The 18,745-nt window shown below is 57.0% G+C and carries 14 protein-coding genes; 3 read left to right on the top strand and 11 right to left on the bottom strand.

Going from position 1 to position 18,745, the window contains the following annotated elements:
• Positions 1-70: 70 nt before the first annotated feature.
• The 4 genes from LZP73_RS11635 to fabB form a co-directional block, all read right to left on the bottom strand.
• Positions 71-3,082, bottom strand: a complete 3,012-nt coding sequence (locus LZP73_RS11635; RefSeq protein ID WP_234235164.1) for a FimV/HubP family polar landmark protein — start codon at positions 3,080-3,082, stop codon at positions 71-73.
• Between the two features lie 178 nt (positions 3,083-3,260).
• On the bottom strand, positions 3,261-4,277 hold the full coding sequence (locus LZP73_RS11630) for an aspartate-semialdehyde dehydrogenase (protein WP_234235280.1): 1,017 nt from the start codon (positions 4,275-4,277) through the stop codon (positions 3,261-3,263).
• Positions 4,278-4,291: 14 nt separating this feature from the next.
• Positions 4,292-5,422: a 4-phosphoerythronate dehydrogenase gene (locus tag LZP73_RS11625; RefSeq protein WP_234235163.1), complete on the bottom strand. Its 1,131-nt coding sequence runs from the start codon at positions 5,420-5,422 to the stop codon at positions 4,292-4,294.
• 167 nt (positions 5,423-5,589) lie between these two features.
• Complete coding sequence (gene fabB, locus LZP73_RS11620; protein WP_234235162.1) at positions 5,590-6,801, bottom strand: beta-ketoacyl-ACP synthase I; 1,212 nt, start codon at positions 6,799-6,801, stop codon at positions 5,590-5,592.
• Between the two features lie 135 nt (positions 6,802-6,936).
• On the opposite strand from fabB, the gene mnmC reads away from it, so the two are divergent.
• A complete protein-coding gene (gene mnmC / locus LZP73_RS11615) occupies positions 6,937-9,063 on the top strand; it encodes an FAD-dependent 5-carboxymethylaminomethyl-2-thiouridine(34) oxidoreductase MnmC (RefSeq protein ID WP_442800733.1) in 2,127 nt (708 codons plus the stop codon).
• Positions 9,064-9,076: 13 nt separating this feature from the next.
• On the opposite strand, the gene LZP73_RS11610 is transcribed toward mnmC, so the two are convergent.
• The 6 genes from LZP73_RS11610 to prmB all read right to left on the bottom strand — a co-directional run bounded on the left by LZP73_RS11610 (position 9,077) and on the right by prmB (position 14,435).
• Positions 9,077-9,610 (bottom strand): RNA methyltransferase, encoded by a 534-nt coding sequence (locus LZP73_RS11610; RefSeq protein ID WP_234235161.1) that lies wholly within the window; start codon positions 9,608-9,610, stop codon positions 9,077-9,079.
• Between the two features lie 37 nt (positions 9,611-9,647).
• Positions 9,648-9,917 carry a YfcL family protein gene (locus tag LZP73_RS11605; RefSeq protein ID WP_234235160.1) on the bottom strand — a complete coding sequence of 90 codons (270 nt, stop codon included), beginning with the start codon at positions 9,915-9,917 and terminating at the stop codon, positions 9,648-9,650.
• Positions 9,911-11,071: an ATP-NAD kinase family protein gene (locus LZP73_RS11600; RefSeq protein ID WP_169564784.1), complete on the bottom strand. Its 1,161-nt coding sequence runs from the start codon at positions 11,069-11,071 to the stop codon at positions 9,911-9,913. The genes LZP73_RS11605 and LZP73_RS11600 overlap by 7 nt, the downstream gene beginning before the upstream one ends.
• Positions 11,072-11,136: 65 nt before the next feature.
• A complete protein-coding gene (locus tag LZP73_RS11595; RefSeq protein WP_234235159.1) occupies positions 11,137-12,303 on the bottom strand; it encodes an MFS transporter in 1,167 nt (388 codons plus the stop codon).
• Entirely contained in the window at positions 12,303-13,397 is a 1,095-nt protein-coding gene (gene aroC / locus LZP73_RS11590) for a chorismate synthase (RefSeq protein ID WP_234235158.1), read from the bottom strand. The genes LZP73_RS11595 and aroC overlap by 1 nt, the downstream gene beginning before the upstream one ends.
• Before the next feature lie 93 nt (positions 13,398-13,490).
• Positions 13,491-14,435 carry a 50S ribosomal protein L3 N(5)-glutamine methyltransferase gene (gene prmB, locus LZP73_RS11585; RefSeq protein ID WP_234235157.1) on the bottom strand — a complete coding sequence of 315 codons (945 nt, stop codon included), beginning with the start codon at positions 14,433-14,435 and terminating at the stop codon, positions 13,491-13,493.
• Positions 14,436-14,514: 79 nt separating this feature from the next.
• Between prmB and smrB the strand changes: the two genes are divergently transcribed.
• Positions 14,515-15,045, top strand: a complete 531-nt coding sequence (gene smrB / locus LZP73_RS11580; RefSeq protein ID WP_234235156.1) for an endonuclease SmrB — start codon at positions 14,515-14,517, stop codon at positions 15,043-15,045.
• 208 nt (positions 15,046-15,253) lie between these two features.
• On the opposite strand, the gene sixA is transcribed toward smrB, so the two are convergent.
• The gene (sixA, locus tag LZP73_RS11575; RefSeq protein WP_234235155.1) at positions 15,254-15,724 is read right to left on the bottom strand and encodes a phosphohistidine phosphatase SixA; all 471 of its coding nucleotides are present in this window, start codon (positions 15,722-15,724) and stop codon (positions 15,254-15,256) included.
• A 178-nt stretch (positions 15,725-15,902) separates the two neighbouring features.
• Between sixA and LZP73_RS11570 the strand changes: the two genes are divergently transcribed.
• Positions 15,903-18,692, top strand: coding sequence for an insulinase family protein (locus LZP73_RS11570; RefSeq protein WP_234235154.1), 2,790 nt, complete (start codon positions 15,903-15,905; stop codon positions 18,690-18,692).
• Positions 18,693-18,745 lie beyond the last annotated feature (53 nt).

Genomic DNA, 18,745 nt, shown 5'->3' with positions numbered 1-18,745 from the left:
TGAAGCCGGGCAAGCGGCAATAAAAAACGGCACTCTGGGTGCCGTTTATCCAAGATGCGGATTTGCTCTCTTAAGCCAGGTTTTTCAACAGGCTGGCCGCCTCTTCCTGTTGCCTTGGGTTGCCGTCGAGCTGCACTTCACCGAGCAGGGCCTTGGCACTGTCTTTGTCTTCAATCTCTATATAGGCCCTGGCCAGATCCAACTTGGCATTGACGGCGTTTTCTTCATCGTCGACATCTATCATGGGGGTGTTGCCCAGCAAGGCTTCGACTTCGCCCATTTCGACCGACACATCCTTATAAAGATCTGTGTCCGACAGCTCGTCGTCCGACTCATTGAGCAACTTGTCGATATCTATGAAGCCATTCTCCTTCTGGAAACTCGCCAGGGAGTCCTCGTGCTGCTCATCGGATGTCCGGCTCTTCGTCGACTCTCTGGCATCCAGCGCCGCCAACGCCTCATCGACGGTTAAGCTTGACTCCCCCATGGCGGCGAAGCTGTCTTCCGGGGCCAATGCCTCGTCATAGTCCAAATCCGAATCCAAATCTGAACCCAGCTCTGAGTTGCCGGCGAAGGCCGCCAGCAGATTATCGTCGCTGATGTCTATCTCATCGTCCTGCGCCGCGGACAAGGTCGGCTCCAAAGCGGATTCCCACTCCAACACAGGGGCTTCCTTGGCCTTGTTGGCCTTGAGATCCTTGAAGAAACCGCTCTCCTTGGCCTTGGCACTCACGGCTGGGCTGGCCGCATCCTTGACCTCATCCATCTGCGCGAAGGTGGCATTGAGTTCAGTCTCTATGTCGAAGTCGCTGTCTTCATCCGGCAGTTCCTGCTCCGGCACATCGAACTGGGCCAGCAGCGCCTTGAGATCTGCATCCTCCGCCGTCTGCAGCGTTTCGATAGGCTCATCCAGGGCGGCGAAGTCAGCGACTGCAGCGTCTTCGACCAGCGACGCCTGCGTCTCGGACTCGGCCCCGAATTCGGCCAACAAGGCATCGAGATCTTCCTCCTCGTCCAGGACCACATCTGTCGCCAGTTCGGCGGCGATGGCATCGCTCAGCTCGGATGAGTCGAACTCCAACGGCTCGGGCGCCAACGATTGCTGCCCGGACTCTTGCTCGGATGCCTCGGCTGCAGGCTCGGTTGCTACGGGCTCGGCTGTTGTAGACTCAACGGCTGCAGGAGCCAAGCCGGCCAACAAGGCGTCGAGATCTTCATCCTCGTCCAGGACCACATCTGTCGCCAACTCGGCGGCGATGGCATCGCTCAGCTCGGATGAGTCGAACTCCAACGGCTCGGGCGACCGGGGTTGCTGCCCGGACTCTTGCGCGGACGCCTCGGCTTCGGCTGCTGGCGCTAGGCCGGCCAACAAGGCGTCGAGATCTTCCGCCTCGTCCAGGACCACGTCTGTCTCCAACTCGGCGGCGATGGCATCACTCAGCTCGGATGAGTCGAACTCCAACGGCTCGGGCGCCTGTTTTTTTTGCTCGGATACTTCGGCGGCTGCGGGCTCTGTTGCCGGCGCCAGGCCGGTCAACAAGGCATCGAGATCTTCATTCGCCACCTCAGGGTCCGGTTCGGCGTCGCCGAGCTGCACGTCGATGGCATCGGGGCTATCCTCTGCCCCGTCGAGTTCATCGAACAGGGTTCCAAGCTCCATGTCCAGATCATGTGCGGCTGCAGTTTCTGCCTGACTATCAGCCTCAACTTCGGCGACAGCTTGGTTATCTATGCCAACATCCGCATCCAAACCGGCCAACAGGGCATCCAGATCGTCGGCATCATCCGGCTCGGCGGCATCCGCCTCTTCCTGTTCACCCATGGCTTCCGCCCAGAGATCATCGAGTGACTGGCCTTCGTCTTCGGCAAACAAGCCATCCTCGCCCGTGTCGATAAAGATGTCGGCGTCCATATCTGGCTCATCCAGGGGATCCAACTTCATCTCGTGGGCCGAATCGAAACTGCCCACTTCCAGCAGCGAATCGATGGGATCTTCATCGTCGGTATCCAGATGGACAGAGGCCTCTGCTGCCCCCGTGGCTGCCATCGCCCCTGCGGCCGCAGCGGTGGCCGTCATGGCCACCGGAGCTCCCATCCCGGCCTCGGCAATTGGACGTTCACGACGACGCCCCAACCACCAGAACACCAATCCCAGCAGCAACAAGGCGGGGATGATGGCCCCCAGCGCCAACAACCAGGGGCTATCCATCAGGGTGCGCCAGGTATTGGCGGGGGCTGCCGGCTCGCTCGCAGCCGCATTTTGCTGTTTCAGGTCGTCGTTTTCCGTCTGCAACTGTGCATTCAATTCCTTGCTGGCCGTCAAGGCCTGCTCCAGCTCAGCAATGCGCTGTTCCAGGGTTGTTACCTGGCCCTGGAGGGTTTCTATGTCTGTGCCCCGCACCAGCATTTCGTCTTGCAGGCGTGCAAGCTCGTCGGTCAGGGAGAGGTTCTTGCTGTCGGCAGCCTCCAGGCGCGATACCAGCTCCTGATTGACTTCTGTGTTCGGCTTGCCCTGGTTGGCCACAGCCGGTGCTATCTGCACCTTGGCGGGCCTGGCCTCGGGCTCATGCGTCGCCGTTGCGGCAGGCGTTTGAGTCGCAGCCTCGCTTTCCGCTTGTACGTCTTTTGTTATGGCATCGACTCGAGTCGTTCGCGTCATGGCCTGAAGCGGCGCTGCAGCCGTGTTGCGGCCAGTCTGGCCGTCGTCACGCTCGGCCCTCTGCTTGGCTGCTGCCTTGGGAAATGACGCCATCACCTCTTTCGAAGGGATGAGCAATATCATGCCGCGTTCCAGACTGTTGTAATTGTTGTTGCTGAAGGCGTGCGGATTGGCTTCATAGATGGCCGCCATCACCTGATACACGCTGACACTCTTATCCGGGCGCATCTTCTGGGCTATGCCCCAGAAGGTATCGGCACCCGTCGTGGGGCCATATTGACGATTTGGCTGTCGCGTTTGGCCATCTGGGCCGGTAATTCTGAGGGGCTCGGCGGCGTGAACGGAATAGCTGAGTGGAGAAGCAGAAAAAACCAACAAGGCAGCGGCCATCAGGCCAACACGGTATGAAGTGCAAAAAGTCATCAATTCTTCCCTTTCAAGCGCTATTAGGTTGTCAAGCGACAACAGGCTTTAGGCTATTGTATTTATTAGAATTACTATAAACCAGAAATCTCTGGCCTGCTACTGTTCACAATTGTAAAACAAAAAAAGCCTGCTGGCTGCTGGCTTTTAGACTAAATCCGTCGATAGGAGGACAAAATCAGTAATAATCGCGGACCAAGATCTCGGCAATTTGCACACTGTTCAGGGCGGCGCCCTTGCGGATATTGTCCGACACCACCCAGAGGTTAATCCCATGGGAATGGGATATGTCCTTGCGCACCCGACCCACGTAGACAGGATCTGTCCCTGCGCCCTCGGTCACCGCCGTGGGGAAGTCGTCATCGGATTCGAACAACACGACGCCCGGGGCATCACGCAACAGTGCCTTAACATCTTCGGCATCCACGGCTTGGCGCGTCTCTATGTGGACGGCTTCTGAGTGGCCGTAGAATACTGGGACCCGTACCGCAGTGGCGTTGACTGTGATCTCGTCATCACCGAAAATTTTCTGGGTCTCCCAGAGCATCTTCATTTCTTCCTTGGTGTAACCGTTATCCATGAACACATCGATCTGCGGCAAGGCGTTGAAGGCGATCTGCTTGGAATAGACTTCGGATTCGCTCGGTAAGCCCTGGAGCAATTTAGCACACTGCTTGGCCAACTCTTCTATGGCCTTCTTGCCCGTGCCGGACACGGACTGATAGGTGGCCACATTGATACGCGAAATGCCGAAGGCATCATAGATGGGCTTGAGCGCGACCAACATCTGTATGGTCGAGCAATTCGGGTTGGCTATGATGTTACGGTTACGGAAATCGGCGATGGCATGGGGATTCACCTCGGGCACCACCAAGGGGATATCTATGTCGTAGCGGAAGTGAGAGGTGTTGTCTATGACCACACAACCCGCTTCGGCCGCTATCGGTGCCCATTTTTCCGACACGCTGCCGCCGGCCGAAAAGAAACCTATTTGCGCCTGTGACCAGTCGAAACTTTCCACGTCCAGAATTTCCACCTGTTTACCGTGGAAGCTGACGGTTTCACCGGCACTGCGGCTGCTCGCCAGTGGGTATAAGTTGGCAACCGGGAAATTACGCTCTTCGAGGATCTCTATCATGGTTTGACCCACTGCGCCCGACGCACCTAACACGACAACGTTAAATTCTTGCGACATTGCTTCTGACATAGTTACCGACCGACTCCTGAAAATCCTAATTTGAACAACCAATCTACCTCAGATTGCCCCTGGTATACCAGCGTCAAGGCGCTAAATTCACGCCTATGGCGATGATTTTTTCTCATCTGATCGAAGCCCTGCACATCGGCGAAGTGCTTGCGGAACAACTCATCGTCATCACGCAGGTCATAGACCAGGCGCGCCAGCTGCAGCAACCCGCGCTCATCCGGCATGGCCGTCAGGGCGAGACTGTCAACGGCGAAGCTGGGCAACAGCTTGCCCAGGGATTTATCGGCGGCAAGATTTAACTGTTGGCACAGGCGCTGATACAGCATGAAAGTGCCGCGGGCCTTGCCTTCCAGGCTATAACCTGCGATATGAGGCGTGGCAAACTCCACCAAAGGCACCAATTCGGCCATGGGATGGGGCTCACCTTCCCACACGTCCAGGACCAACTTGAGATCTTGTCTCTGCTGCTTGACCCGGATAAGCGCGCGGTTATCTATGACCTCGCCGCGGCAACAATTGAGCAGCCAGGCCCCCGGCTTCAGGCGCTTCAGCCTGGCTTCATCAAACAGATAGTGGGTCTTATGTTCACCCGTCTTGATGATGGGAACATGCAGACTGATGACGTCTGCCTCGCTGAGCAGCTCATCCAAACCCATGAACTCACGCTCGTCCCCGCTCTGCGCCAACAGGGGATCGCACAATAAGACCCGCACCCCATAGGCCTTGAGGCAGTTGGCCACTGCGGTGCCCGTGTTGCCCGCCCCCACTATGCCGACCGTCTTGTGCTTGAGGGTTTCGCCGAAACGCTGTGCCAATTCCAGCATGGCGATGAAGGCGAACTCGCCGACGGCGATGGCATTACAGCCTGGGGCGTTGGCGAAGGGAATAGCCCGTGAGGCCAGATAATCGAGATCGATATGATCTGTGCCTATGGTGGCACTGCCAACAAACTTGAGGCGGCGGTTCTGCGCCAGCAAGGCGGCATCGACCCGGGTGACGGAACGCACCAGGAGTATGTCGGCATCTTTGACTTGCTCCGGGGTCAGGCTGCGGCCATTGACCGCAACTATCTCGCCCAAGTCGGCGAACAAGGGCTCGACATAGGGCATATTTTCATCGACAAGGATCAGCATTTGACGTCCTGCAAACAGGGATAGGCGATTGATGCCGGGCATTCTAGCAAGCTTGCGAGTGAAAATCCTGCCAGTCGTCGGCCTCTGTCTTAAATACGGCTCCAAAAGCGCAATAAAAAAGGGAAGCTAAGCTTCCCTTCTCGGTTGGTCGATGCAAAATCCACCTGTTATTTGTACTTACGCATCACCAGAGTCGCGTTGGTACCACCGAAACCGAAGCTGTTGCTCATCACTGTGGTCAACTCGGTATCGCGATATTCCCTGACGATAGGCATGTCTTTGGCAGCCTCATCCAGGTTATCTATGTTGATGCTCGGGGCGATGAAGTTATTTTCCATCATCAGCAGGCTGTAGATGGCTTCATGTACCCCGGCGGCGCCCAAGGCATGCCCGGTCATGGACTTGGTCGAACCTATGGGTGGCACCTTGTCTGCGAAGACGGCACGCAGGGCTTCGAGTTCACGCACATCCCCGACGGGAGTCGAAGTGCCGTGGGTGTTGACATAATCGATGGGAGTGTCGACATCGGCCATGGCCATCTGCATGCAGCGCACTGCGCCTTCGCCCGATGGGGCAACCATGTCGTAACCGTCGGATGACGCGCCATAACCTACGATTTCGGCGTAGATTTTTGCGCCGCGAGCCAGGGCATGCTCCAATTCCTCGACCACTACGATACCGCCGCCACCTGAGATCACAAAACCATCACGGTCGGCATCATAGGTGCGGGACGCTTTCTCAGGGGTGTCGTTGTACTTGGTCGACAGGGCGCCCATGGCATCGAACCCCATGGTCAGGGTCCAATCCACTTCCTCGGCACCACCGGCAAATACCATGTCCTGCTTGCCCATCTGGATGAGTTCGACGGCATGGCCGATACAGTGCGCACTGGTGGCACAGGCAGAACTGATGGAATAGTTCATGCCTTTGATTTTGAATGGCGTGGCCAAACAGGCACTGGCGGTGCTCGACATGATACGAGGGACGATGTAAGGACCGACGCGCTTGACACCTTTGCTGCGCAGGGTATCTGCGGCTTGTACCTGATTGGAGGAAGAAGCGCCGCCGGTGCCGGCGATCAGTCCGACTCTGGGGTTGGAGTATTGCGCTTCAACCAGGTTGGCATCGGCTATGGCTTCCTGCATCGCCAAATAGGCATAGGCAGCCGCATCGCCCATGAAGCGCAACGCCTTGCGATCGATAAGCTCAGCTGGGTTTAACTTGATATTGCCCCATACATGGCTGCGAAGCTGCATCTCCTCAAACTGATCTGAGTGAGTAATACCGCTGCGTCCGGCTTTGAGTGAATCTGTCACTTCTTGCTTGTTATTACCGATACTTGAAACAACGCCAATTCCGGTTATCACGACTCTTTTCATTTCTGCTTATCCATTTTGTACAAGTAGTACCTATTTTCACTGAGCCAATAATATCTGCTTTAGCGCAATTAAGTGGTCAGCTTTCCATAAAGGCAGGTAAAATAATGCCAATTATGCGACCGAGAGTAAAATGCTTTGACTGTTCCAGCCGATAAAGCCACCCATCATAAGCCCGAACATAACAAACCCGCCCATGTCTATCCAGCAACTTATCACCGGGAACAGAGCGGCATGGGCATATTTTGGCGTCGGTTACTCGAGCAGTTACCCAGCTCTGTTCAGACCGGCAAGGCGCAAAGCAAGATGCCAGCACGGGTGTTAGCCCAATTGGGACTGGGCTCCGGGGACGAACTCCTGGGGCTGTGGCACGCGCAGCGCCAACTGAAGACAAACACGCGTCTGCAGCTGGCGGTATTTGAATCCGAGGCCATAGATGCCACTTGGCTGCAACGGCACTGGGAAGATGCCGGCATCCTGGCCACTGAACACACGCCGGCCGCAGCCAGGCAAGAGCCTCACCCCTGGTCGCCGCTGGCCGAGCAGTTCATCAGGGCCTGTCCCGCAAGGATTATAGGCTGCCAGAGATTAAGTTTTGATGACGGCCGCTTCATTGTCGATCTGCATTTCGGCCCCTTGCTTGCTTCCCTGTCCACGCTGGCGGTGCAAGATACCGGGCTCATACATGAGTGGTTTATCCATCCCCAATATTTGGACTCAAGCCGGCACGAGAAACTGCTGTGGCAGATGGCCAGAGTCAGCCGCGATGACGCCAGGCTATGGCATGCCGCCGGGCCGGCATCCTCTCCAGCCTCAGGGGCGGCCGATTTGACCGGCTTGGCCAGAAAAACCGGCTTCGCCCTGGTCGACATAGCTCAGGTATCCCAGGCTCTGGCACCTGAGCCAACGCCGGCAAGCGCCCCAGGCCAGGATGCCATCGCCCTGCAGGAGCGCCGGGCCCTCAGGCATCAAACCCGGACGCACCAGGGCTTCTGTCCCCTGCCGACGGCCGGGGTGTCCCATTCCCCCATAGCCATCATAGGGGGCGGGCTCGCCAGCGCCCACCTGGCGTTATCCCTGGCCGAACGCGGCCAGCCGCTGACCCTATTCTGTCAGGATGCCGCCCTGGCTCAGGGCGCATCGGGCAACAAACAAGGCGCCATCTACCCGCTGCTGACACCGGAAAATGGCCCGCTGAGCCGCTTCTTCCAGCAGGCCTTCCTCTTCAGCCGCCGCCGTTTGCAACAGCTGCTGGATGCAGGTTATCCCATAGCCCATGATTTTTGCGGCGTGCTGCAAACCGGGCACGATGACCGCAGCCAGGCCAGGTTGGACAAGATAATCCAGGGCCAGGACTGGCCGGCGGAAATCGCCACAGCCGTCACAGCAACCGAGGCCAATGCCATAGCCAAAGTAAGCCTGGACAAGGCCGGCTTCTATTATCCCCTGGGGGGCTGGGTCAGCCCGGCGCAATACACCCGGGCGGCATTGGCGCAGGCGGCGCGCCTGGCCCGGGTCGAACAAAGACTGAACACAGAGATCCAGCGGCTGGAATATAGGGATGCGGCCTGGTATCTGCATTCACACAGACACACCTTTGGCCCCTTCGCCCGGGTCATCCTGGCCGGCGGCGCTCAGCTGACCCGGTTCGAACAGACAAAATCATTGCAGATCAGCGGCTTTCGCGGTCAGGTCAGTCATATTCCCGCTCGTCCCAAGCTGAGTAAGTTGGCGACCGTGCTCTGTGCCAACGGCTACCTGACGCCACTCGACGACAACTTCCACTGCATGGGTGCCAGCTATGTCAAAGATGCCCCCAACCTGGACTACAGCCCGGCGGAGCAATTGGAAAACCTGCATAAAATGCAGCACAGTTACGGCAACAAGCCTTGGGTAGAGGAAATGGATATCCGCGGCCATGCGGCCAGGGTTGGAGTGCGTATGGTCACCCGGGATCATTTCCCCATGATGGGCTGCGCCCCGGATGTGGAGGCGATTCTCGCCGCCTATGAGCAACAAGAGCACACCAATGAGCGGCGCCATGACTCGCAGCACCAATGGCAGACCAGGCCGGCACCCATACATACGGGCCTCTATGTGCTGGGCGGGCTGGGCTCACGCGGCTTAAGCTCAGGGCCACTGGCGGCCGAGTGCCTGGCGGCCCAGTTATGCGGTGAGACCCCGCCGCTGGATTACCCCAGCCTGGCGCTGCTCAACCCCAACCGCATGTGGATGCGCAAGTTGCTCAAGGGCAAGGCGCTCTAGCGCCAATGGGCACTCATGCGCGTTGCGGCTTGACCCTGACTCTGTTGTTGTTGTCGCGGCTCTGGCGAATGAGGGCATCGCCGGCGATCATCTGACTGGATTTGGCCAACCTGTCGTATAAGAGCACGTTGACCGAGGCGGCCAGGTTCATGCAGCCGACCGTGGGCACATAGACCACGGCATCTGCCCTGTCTATCAGCTGCTGACCTATGGTGCCGTCCTCTGGGCCGAACACATAGAAGGCATTTTGCGGATGTTCGAACTCGGGTAACGGCGTCGCCCCTTCCACCAAGTCGACACAGATAAGCTTGGCATTGGCAGGCATCTGCTCCAACAGGCAGTCGACCCCCGTCAGTGGAATGCGCTTGGCCGCCGCCTTGGTGTCGACCTGATACTGTGCCTCTCCCGACTTGGCCGCCAACTCGTAGCGCCTGCCGGTATAAAACACTGAGTCGACCCGATAACAGCCACTGGCACGCATGATGCCGTCGACGTTCACCGGGGTCTTGGGGTTGACCAGGCCTATGCTGACATGGGGTTTGTTCATTATCACAGGCCCGTATGAGTGAATATTGTCGCGACGTTCAAGCTGCGATACGTTGGCGCAATTGGGCCCAGGCCTGCTCGACCAAGTCATAGTCAGCGTCATTGAGCTCCCGGTTGGCGAGCTCGAGGCAATCGACCATCTTGAGTTCTAGGGCTGCCAGATCGCTGTTCCCGTCGGTTTCCAACTGTGCCAATACCACGGCCACATGGCCCTGCAGGTAGCCGCAGGCAAACAGGGCGTCATCGTCCCCTTCGCCGACCACACAGGTGATCCACTGCTCCAAGGCGCTCTCGTATTTCTCTAACATTGGTTGCCACTCTCCACGCTGTTGTCACTGTCCACAAGATCCGGATTGCCCACCTGATACATCACATAATCATGGTACCCGGTGACAATTTTATAGTAGCCGCCAAGCTCACTATCTAATTCAGGGTCGCCACTATCCACAATTAGCGGTCGTCCTTCAAGTGCTTTCAGCTTAGATTTTGTCGCCAGAATGATAATATTGTCTCTGCCGATACGACGGATAAGCGCCGGTGACAGCTGCTGATTGCCCCGCCCCAGGATATGCCCCTGCCCTCCTATGAGGGTGATGACCAACTTGGTGGCTTGATGTTCTGTGAGCTCAAGCAGGGCGTCCGCGGTTAAATCTGCGCCAATAAGCTGCTGATTTTGGATGACATCGACGCCGAGCAAGGTATTGTCTATGCCAAGTTCCTGCATCACGGCGGCGACAGTGCTGCCAGAGCCCATGATGTAATATTCATCATTCATCTGCTCTATCACATCGGCGGCGATATCGGCGAGCACCATCTCATCGACTTCCTTGCCACCCATCTTCACCGCCTGCACATACCTGGGCTCGGCCGGCACCAGCATCTCGCCGTAGCGTTTGGCCCTGACATTGCCTTGCCTGAAAGCCACTTCGTCGATATCCATCACGTCTGCCTGCATCAGGCTGACCAGCTCACCGTCGAGCAACATCTTGACCACCAGGCCGGCCGCCTTGGGGGTGATGCCATAGACACCCGAGTGTATTTTCACGCCGGCCGGCACCCCAAGCACGGGCAAGTGCTCGTCCACCACGGCATACACGTCCCGAGCCGTGCCATCGCCACCGGCGAACAACAGGAGATCCAAGGGCTCGGCCGCCAAGGCCCGCACCAACGCCTGGGTATCGTCGGCCTGGGTATGCTCCGGACTTTGGTAGACCACGCGGACCTTGAATCCCAGCTCCCTGGCCACGGTTTCACCCATGTCCCCGGAGGCGGTCACGATTTCCAGTTCGGCGCTATAATCCCTGACCATCTCCAGCGCCTGTGCCATCCGCAACGGCGCCTTGGGGCTGGCCCCAAGTGCCAAGGCATCCGCGGCTACGCCGTCACTGCCCTTGAGACCAACACTGCCGCCTAAACCGGCCAGGGGATTGATGAGCAACCCCAAACGAAAGCGTACCGTCATGACTTACCTCTTCACGTGAATATTCTTAATACGACAAAATGATCGGTGCCCAGCGGACATGATGCTCATCTGGGCCTCTTATCCTGGCTGTCGGGGATAGCCAGCACCGCCAGCATGGACGCAGTGGCACAAGCGGCGGCGAAGACCCAGCTCCAGACGGCGCCCGAGCCATCGCCCCAGATCAGGCCGCAGAGCCAAGTGCCCAAGGCACCGCCGACACCGAAACTCAGGCTGGCATACAAGGCCTGGCCCTGACTGCGATGACTTGCCTCGAAGTGCCGATGCACAAACTGGATAGAGGCGGCATGGGTCAGGCCGAAGGTGAAGGCATGCAGCAGCTGACTCAGTCCCAGCCACAAGATGCTGTCGACGCCGAAGGCCACCAATAGCCAGCGCAGCGCAGTCATGCCTATGCTGAGCACCAGCAAGGCCTTGACCCCATGACGACTCAATAACCTGGGGGCAAACAGGAACATGACTATTTCGGCCACCACCCCGAGGGCAACGAACAGCCCGGCAATGGCCTCGGAATAGCCCGCCTGCTTAAGGTACAGGACGAAGAAACCGTAAAAAGGGCCGGCGCTCATCTGCAGCAACAGGGCCGACAACAGAAACCACAGCAGGGACTTATCCCAGTTGAGTTTGCTGCGCTCGGTCGCCCGCTGTACCGAGGCACGATTGGCGGGCAGCGGCAAGGCGCTGGCCAACATGCCGATGAATAACGCCATGCCGATGAAAGGCAAAACCTCGGGGCCCCAGTGGCCTATGGCGAAGCCGCCGCCCACCACCAGGCAGATGTAGCCGCCGCTGCCCCAACTGCGAATGCTGCCGTAACGGCCGGCATTTTCGCCCAGGGTTTCCAGGGTGATGACCTCCAGCTGGGCCAGAATGGCATTCCAGAAGAAGGTATAGACCGCCAGGCTGATGGCCAGATACCAGAAACCGCCGTGATAGAAGAAGGTCAGATAGCTGATGGCCGCTGCCGCCGCGCCCAGCTTTATCAGCTCGGCGCGCATCCCGCTGCGGTCTGCGACCCTGGCCCAGACATTGGGCGCTATGATGCGGGTCGCCATCAAAATGGCGAGCAGGAAGCCAATTTCCTGGGCGTTGAAACCGCGATTCTCGAAGAATACCCCCAAATAGGGCACCATGACGCCGAGAATCGAGAAGAAAAAGAAATAACAGGCACGGAGCCAGCGCAATTGCCGCTCGGTGCTGACTATCGCGACCATTAACGCATTCCGATGACTGGAGTCTGACTCTGTACGTCCTGATTTTGTGCCCTATGGCGCAGCAAGTGGTCCATCAACACTATGGCCAACATGGCCTCGGCTATGGGCACGGCGCGGATCCCGACACAGGGATCGTGACGCCCCTTGGTAACGACTTCGGCCGTCTCCCCCTGGGCGGTCATGCTCTGACCCGGAACGCTGATGCTGGAGGTAGGTTTGAGTGCTATGTGAGCCACTATCGGCTGCCCCGAGGAGATCCCCCCCAGAATGCCACCTGCATGGTTGGACTCGAAGCCCTGCGGCGACATCAGATCCCTATGCTCCGAGCCCTTCTGATTGACCACGGCGAAACCATCGCCGATCTCGACCCCTTTGACCGCATTGATGCCCATGAGGGCATGGGCTATGTCGGCATCGAGCCTGTCGAACACTGGCTCACCCAGGCCGACCGGCACTTGGGTAGCAACCACAGTGATCTTGGCGCCGATGGAATCCCCGGACTTTTTCAGCTCGCGCATGTACTCGTCCAGCGCCGCCAGCTTGCCGGCATCGGGAAAGAAGAAGGCATTCTGTTCTACCTGGGCCAAATCTATCTGCTCGGCGCAGATGGGCCCGAGCTGCGACATATAGCCGTGGATCTCTATCCCATGGACTTGCTTGAGGTATTTTTTCGCTACTGCGCCGGCAGCCACCCGCATGGCGGTTTCACGGGCGGATGAGCGTCCACCGCCACGATAGTCGCGCAGGCCGTATTTCTGCTGGTAGGTGTAATCTGCGTGTCCCGGACGGAACAGATCTTTGATGTTGGAGTAATCCTGACTGCGCTGATCGGTATTTTCGATCAACAAACCTATGGAGGTACCCGTGGTCTTGCCCTCGAACACCCCGGAAAGCACCCTGACCTGGTCCGGCTCACGCCTGGCCGTGGTATAGCGCGAGGTACCTGGGCGGCGGCGGTCGAGATCCTGCTGCATGTCGGCCTCGGTCAGTTCCAACCCAGGGGGGCAACCGTCTATGATGCATCCCAATGCCACACCGTGACTCTCACCGAAGGTTGTCACTACAAAGTTCTGACCAATACTGTTTCCCGACATCCGTTTGTACACCTCAGATTATAAACTTAACACCCCAAGTCACGGCCCAGGGCCGGACGCCAAGCCCGTCGGCCACAACCGACGGGCCCGGTATTATTCACTATCTTTATAGATGGCGAACAGTGACTGATTTTCAACTAGCTGATCATAGGTCAACACGAACACCCCATCACCGCCATGTTCGAAGCTCACCCAAGTGAAAGGCACTTCGGGGTATTGCTCGATCAGATGCACCATGGAATTGCCCACTTCCACCACCAGCAAACCTGTTGGCGTCAGGTAGTCGGCGGCATTGGCGAGAATGCGCTTGGTCAAGTCCAAGCCGTCATGACCGGAAGCCAAGCCTATGGCGGGTTCATGATGATACTCGTCCGGCATCTCGTCTATGTCCTGCGCATCCACATAAGGGGGATTGGAGACGATGAGATCGTACTGGGGTCCCTTGGGAATGGCGGAAAACAAGTCGGACTGGATGGGATAGACCCTATCCATCACGCCCAAGGTCTCGACGTTGATCTGCGCCACATCCAATGCATCTTCACTGATATCCAGCGCATCGACTTCGGCATCCTCAAACTCATAGGCGCAGGCGATGGCTATGCAGCCGCTGCCGGTGCAGAGATCCAGAATGCGGTGAACCGGTTTGTTATACAACCAGGGGCCGAAACGGTTGGCGATCATCTCGGCTATGGGTGAGCGTGGTACCAACACCCTTTCATCGACGAAGAATTCCAACCCGGCAAACTTGGCCTTGTTGGTAAGATAAGGCACAGGCAGACGTTCGCGCACCCGGCGGATGATGAGTTCGACAATCTTGTGTTTTTCGCTGCTGGTCAGGTTACTGTGGATCACTTGCTGACCCAGTTCATCCGGCAAATGCAGGGCGTGAAACACCAGGGCTATGGCTTCATCCCAGGCGTTATCCGTGCCATGGCCATAATAGATGTTGGCATCGTTGAAACGACTCACGGCCCAACGCAACATATCGCCAATCGTCCGCAACTCGGTGACGGCTTCATCAACAAAAATCTTATCCAAAACGTGCTCCCGCTAGATTGTTCGCCAACATTGTAACTGAAGTCTATTCAGATGGCATAGGATTCAATAGAATACCCCAATGAATAAAGATCACGACCCGGAAGGCTCGGCGATGTTTTCTGCGCTGATTGAAGGCATCAGACCTATCAAGCAGGACAAGCGTCATTTTCGCGAGCCATTAAAAACCAAACAGCAAGTTGAGCAGAAAGAGCGTCAGCTGCATGCCGACAGCTATTTTTCGGACACTTATCAGCCACTGCTCCCCGTCGATGGCCCGATACGCTGGTTGAATGAAGGCATAGAAAGCCTGGAGTTGAAGCGCTTGCGCCGCGGTGACTACCAGCCGGATCTGCTGCTGGACCTGCATGGCTATCGCCAGTCGGAAGCCAAACTGGAACTGGCCGCCTTGATCCAGGCCTGCGTCAAGCAGCAAAGTCTCTGCTGCTGCGTGATGCATGGCTACGGCAGCGGCATTCTCAAACAGCAAGTGCCCATGTGGCTGGCACAACACCCCAAGGTCAAGGCCTTTCACCAGGCGCCCAAGGAATGGGGCGGCGATGCGGCGTTATTGGTGTTGATTGACATTGGCGAGCAGCCCCATAGGCGCTGAGCCTCCCCTTCATCAACTCGCGCCCGAGTATCAACTCACATCTAAGTATCGGCTCACATCGCAAGTATCCACTCATACGGCAAGTATTAGCTCACACCCAAGTACTCGCCTAAATCCAGGTATCGGCTCACACAAAAAAAGCGCATCCAAAAGAATGCGCTTTTCTTAAACAGAGACAGGCCCGCGCCCTATTGTCCGCCGGTCAGGGTCAACTTATGCTGTGGGGAGCATGTTGCCAGACTAGGGAGGCCTGTTCGGCATGCTTGTCTATCAGGGTAATGCCTGAGGTGGCGAAGATAGGCGGCTCGACACCCGCAACCAGTTCGCTGACCATGTACCCGAGCAGCGGCATGTGAGCGATCACCAACACCTTGTCAGCCTTGTATTGCTCGGCATAGGCCAACACCAAGTCGGCGGCCTTGCCGGGTTCTGCCGCCGGGGTTAATTCGTCCAATACCAGCCACTTTCTTGGCTCGGGAAAGTGTTTGCTCACTTCCTGCCATGTCTGCTGCGCACGTAAGTAAGGACTGACCAGGACCAGATCGAATGCACTCACGTTGCGGGTCAGCCAGTTGCTCATGATGCCTGTATGGTGGCGGCCGGTCTCGGTTAAAATACGTTCTCTGTCTGATTGAGCATGATAACCCGCTTCCCCATGTCTCATTAGAAATAGCTGCATACGTTTCTCGTGACGTTAGTTATTTTTGTTGTATCCCTTTAATCCCAATTGTAGCCCTAAAAAGCGTTTGAACAAACCATCAAAGACCTAATCTTTAGTCGATAAACACAAGAGATATTTGCTAAAAAACCTCAAGGCTATCACTATATAAAAAGCTATCTACAATGGAGCCTCATCCTTGTCCAACTCCCAGTCTGTTTACAAGAGTCCCAACGACCACCGCCACTACCGCTATCTGCAACTGGACAATGCCCTGAGGGTGTTGTTGGTAGAGGACTGTCATGCCAGTCAGGCCGCGGCCGCCATGGCCGTCGGTGTGGGTCACTTTGACGATCCCAAGGACAGACCCGGGATGGCCCATTTTCTGGAACATATGCTGTTTCTGGGTACGGACAAGTTTCCCGACTCGGGCGAATATCATGCCTTCATCAACCAGCATGGTGGCAGCAATAATGCCTGGACAGGCACAGAGCATACCAACTTCTTCTTCACCATCAATGCCGAGGTGTTCGAGGCGGCACTGGACAGATTCAGCCAGTTCTTCATCGCCCCGAAATTCGATCTCGATTTGGTCGAGCGCGAGCGTCAGGCGATAGAATCTGAATTCAGTCTCAAGCTGAAAGACGATATCCGTCGCATTTATCAGGTCCAGAAGGAAACGGCCAACCAGGCGCATCCTTTTGCCAAGTTTTCGGTTGGTAACTTAACCACGCTGGCGGGCAGTCAGGCGGAAATTCGCGCCGAATTGCTGACCTTTTACCTGACTCACTACAGCGCCAACCTGATGACCCTATGCCTGGTATCCCCGGCCCCCCTGGATGAGCAGCAGGCATTGGCCGAAGGCTATTTTGGCGGCATCCACAACCTGGGGCTCACCAAGGCCTATCCGGACGTCCCCCTCTACGGCCCTGACGAGCTGCAACGCCAGATCCAAGTGATCCCACTCAAGGAGCAGAAACGCCTCACCATGAGCTTCAATCTGCCAGGCATAGATTCATTCTATAAGCGCAAACCCTTGACCTTCATCAGCCACTTGCTGGGCAATGAGAGCCCCGGCAGCCTCTTGTCTTACCTCAAGGACAGGGGGCTGGCGGACAACCTCTCCGCCGGCGGCGGCATCAACGGCTACAACTTTAAAGACTACAACATCAGCTTCCAGCTGACGGATAAGGGACTGGCCGATACAGATACCCTGATAACCGCCTGCTTCGAATATATCCGGCTGATCGCCACCCAAGGACTGGAGGATTGGCGCTATCTTGAGCGGGCCAACCTGCTCAAGATGGCCTTCAGATACCAGGAGCAGATAAAGGCACAAGATCTCGCCAGCCACCTGAGCATCAACATGCACCATTATGAGGTCGCAGATCTGCTCTATGGCGACTATCGCATGGATGGTTTGGACAAGGCCGAGGCCCTGTCCCTGTTGGCCATGCTGACCCCGGAGAACATGCGGCTGCAACTCATAGCCAGGGAGCTGGATACTGACCAGCAGACGGCCTGGTATCACACCCCTTATCAAGTCAGGCCCATCGCCTCCGAGGCGATGGCAAGCTGGCATGTAACAGCGACTCGTCCGGAGCTTAAGCTGCCTGAAGTTAACCCTTTCATCGTCGCCGAATCCGTGGCGCGCCCGGATAAGAGCCAGGCCCAGGTGCCGGTGATCGTCAGCGAAACCGAGAGTTACCGCATCTGGCATAAGAAAGACGATGAATTCAATGTCCCTAAGGGGCACCTGTATCTGTCGCTGGATTCGGAACAGGCCAGTATGACACCAAGGCACGCGGCCCTGACCCGCCTCTATGTCGAAATGTTGCTGGATTACCTGACCGAACCCACCTACCAGGCCGAGGTCGCAGGCTTAAGCTACAATATTTACCCCCACCAGGGCGGCATCACCCTGCATTTGACCGGCTTCACCGGCAACCAAGAAACCCTGCTGGCACTGCTGATCCACAAGGCCCGTGAGCGTAAATTCACCCAAGATCGTTTCAAGCTGATAAAACGTCAGCTACTGCGCAGCTGGGGCAACGTCGCCCAGGCCAAGCCCATTTCTCAACTTTTCACCAGCCTGACGGTAACACTGCAGAAACGCAGCTACGAGCCGCTGCGGATGGCCGAAATGCTGGAAGACATCAGCCTGGAAGATCTCCACGACCATGTGCGCGCCTTCTACGACAAGATTTATCTCGAAGGCCTGGTCTATGGTGACTGGTTGGTCAGCGAGGCGCAGGCACTGGGCGACAGGTTGAGCCAGATCCTGGCACTCGTGTCCAAGCCCAGTCCAGAGTCCGCCAGAGAGTTGGTCAATCTGACGGGGGCAGGCACACTGCTGCGGGAGTTGGCGATAACGCACCAAGACAGCGCCATCATAGTCTATTATCAATCGGCCGCCGCCACCCCGGAGAAGATGGCCCTGTTCAGCTTGCTCAATCATACTATGTCATCGACCTTCTTCCATGAGCTCAGGACCGAGAAACAGCTGGGTTATATGGTGGGCACAGGCTACCTGCCGCTGAACCGACATCCGGGAATGATCTTCTATATCCAGTCCCCCACCACGGGACCCAGGCAACTGCTGGAGGCCATAGATGAGTTCATCGCCGACTTCAATTATGCCGTGCTGCAGATCACCAATGAGCAATGGGAAACGACCAAGGAAGGCCTGATCAACCAAGTAATGGAGCATGACGCCAACCTCAAGACCCGCAGCCAGAGATATTGGGTCAGTGTCGGCAACCGGGATTACCAATTTAACCAGCGGGAGCTGGTGGTCGCCGAAATCGCCAAGCTGACCCGGGCGGATCTGCTCAAATTCATGATGCGCAAGATGCGCACCAAACACAGTGACCGTCTGGTACTCTTCAGCAACGGCGAGCAACACAGGCATTTGGAACCCTTGACCTCGGCGAACATGATCAACGATTTGCGGCAGTTCAAGCTGCAGAGCGAAAAGTTTGATTTTTAGCCCTGTCGGCCCTGAGACAAACTCAGGGCCGTTAACCCTGGGCAGAACGTATC

Origin of the sequence: Shewanella sp. AS16, assembly GCF_021412365.1 — a bacterium.
Classification (GTDB): domain Bacteria; phylum Pseudomonadota; class Gammaproteobacteria; order Enterobacterales; family Shewanellaceae; genus Shewanella; species Shewanella salipaludis.
This window is presented reverse-complemented; position numbering and strand designations above follow the sequence as displayed.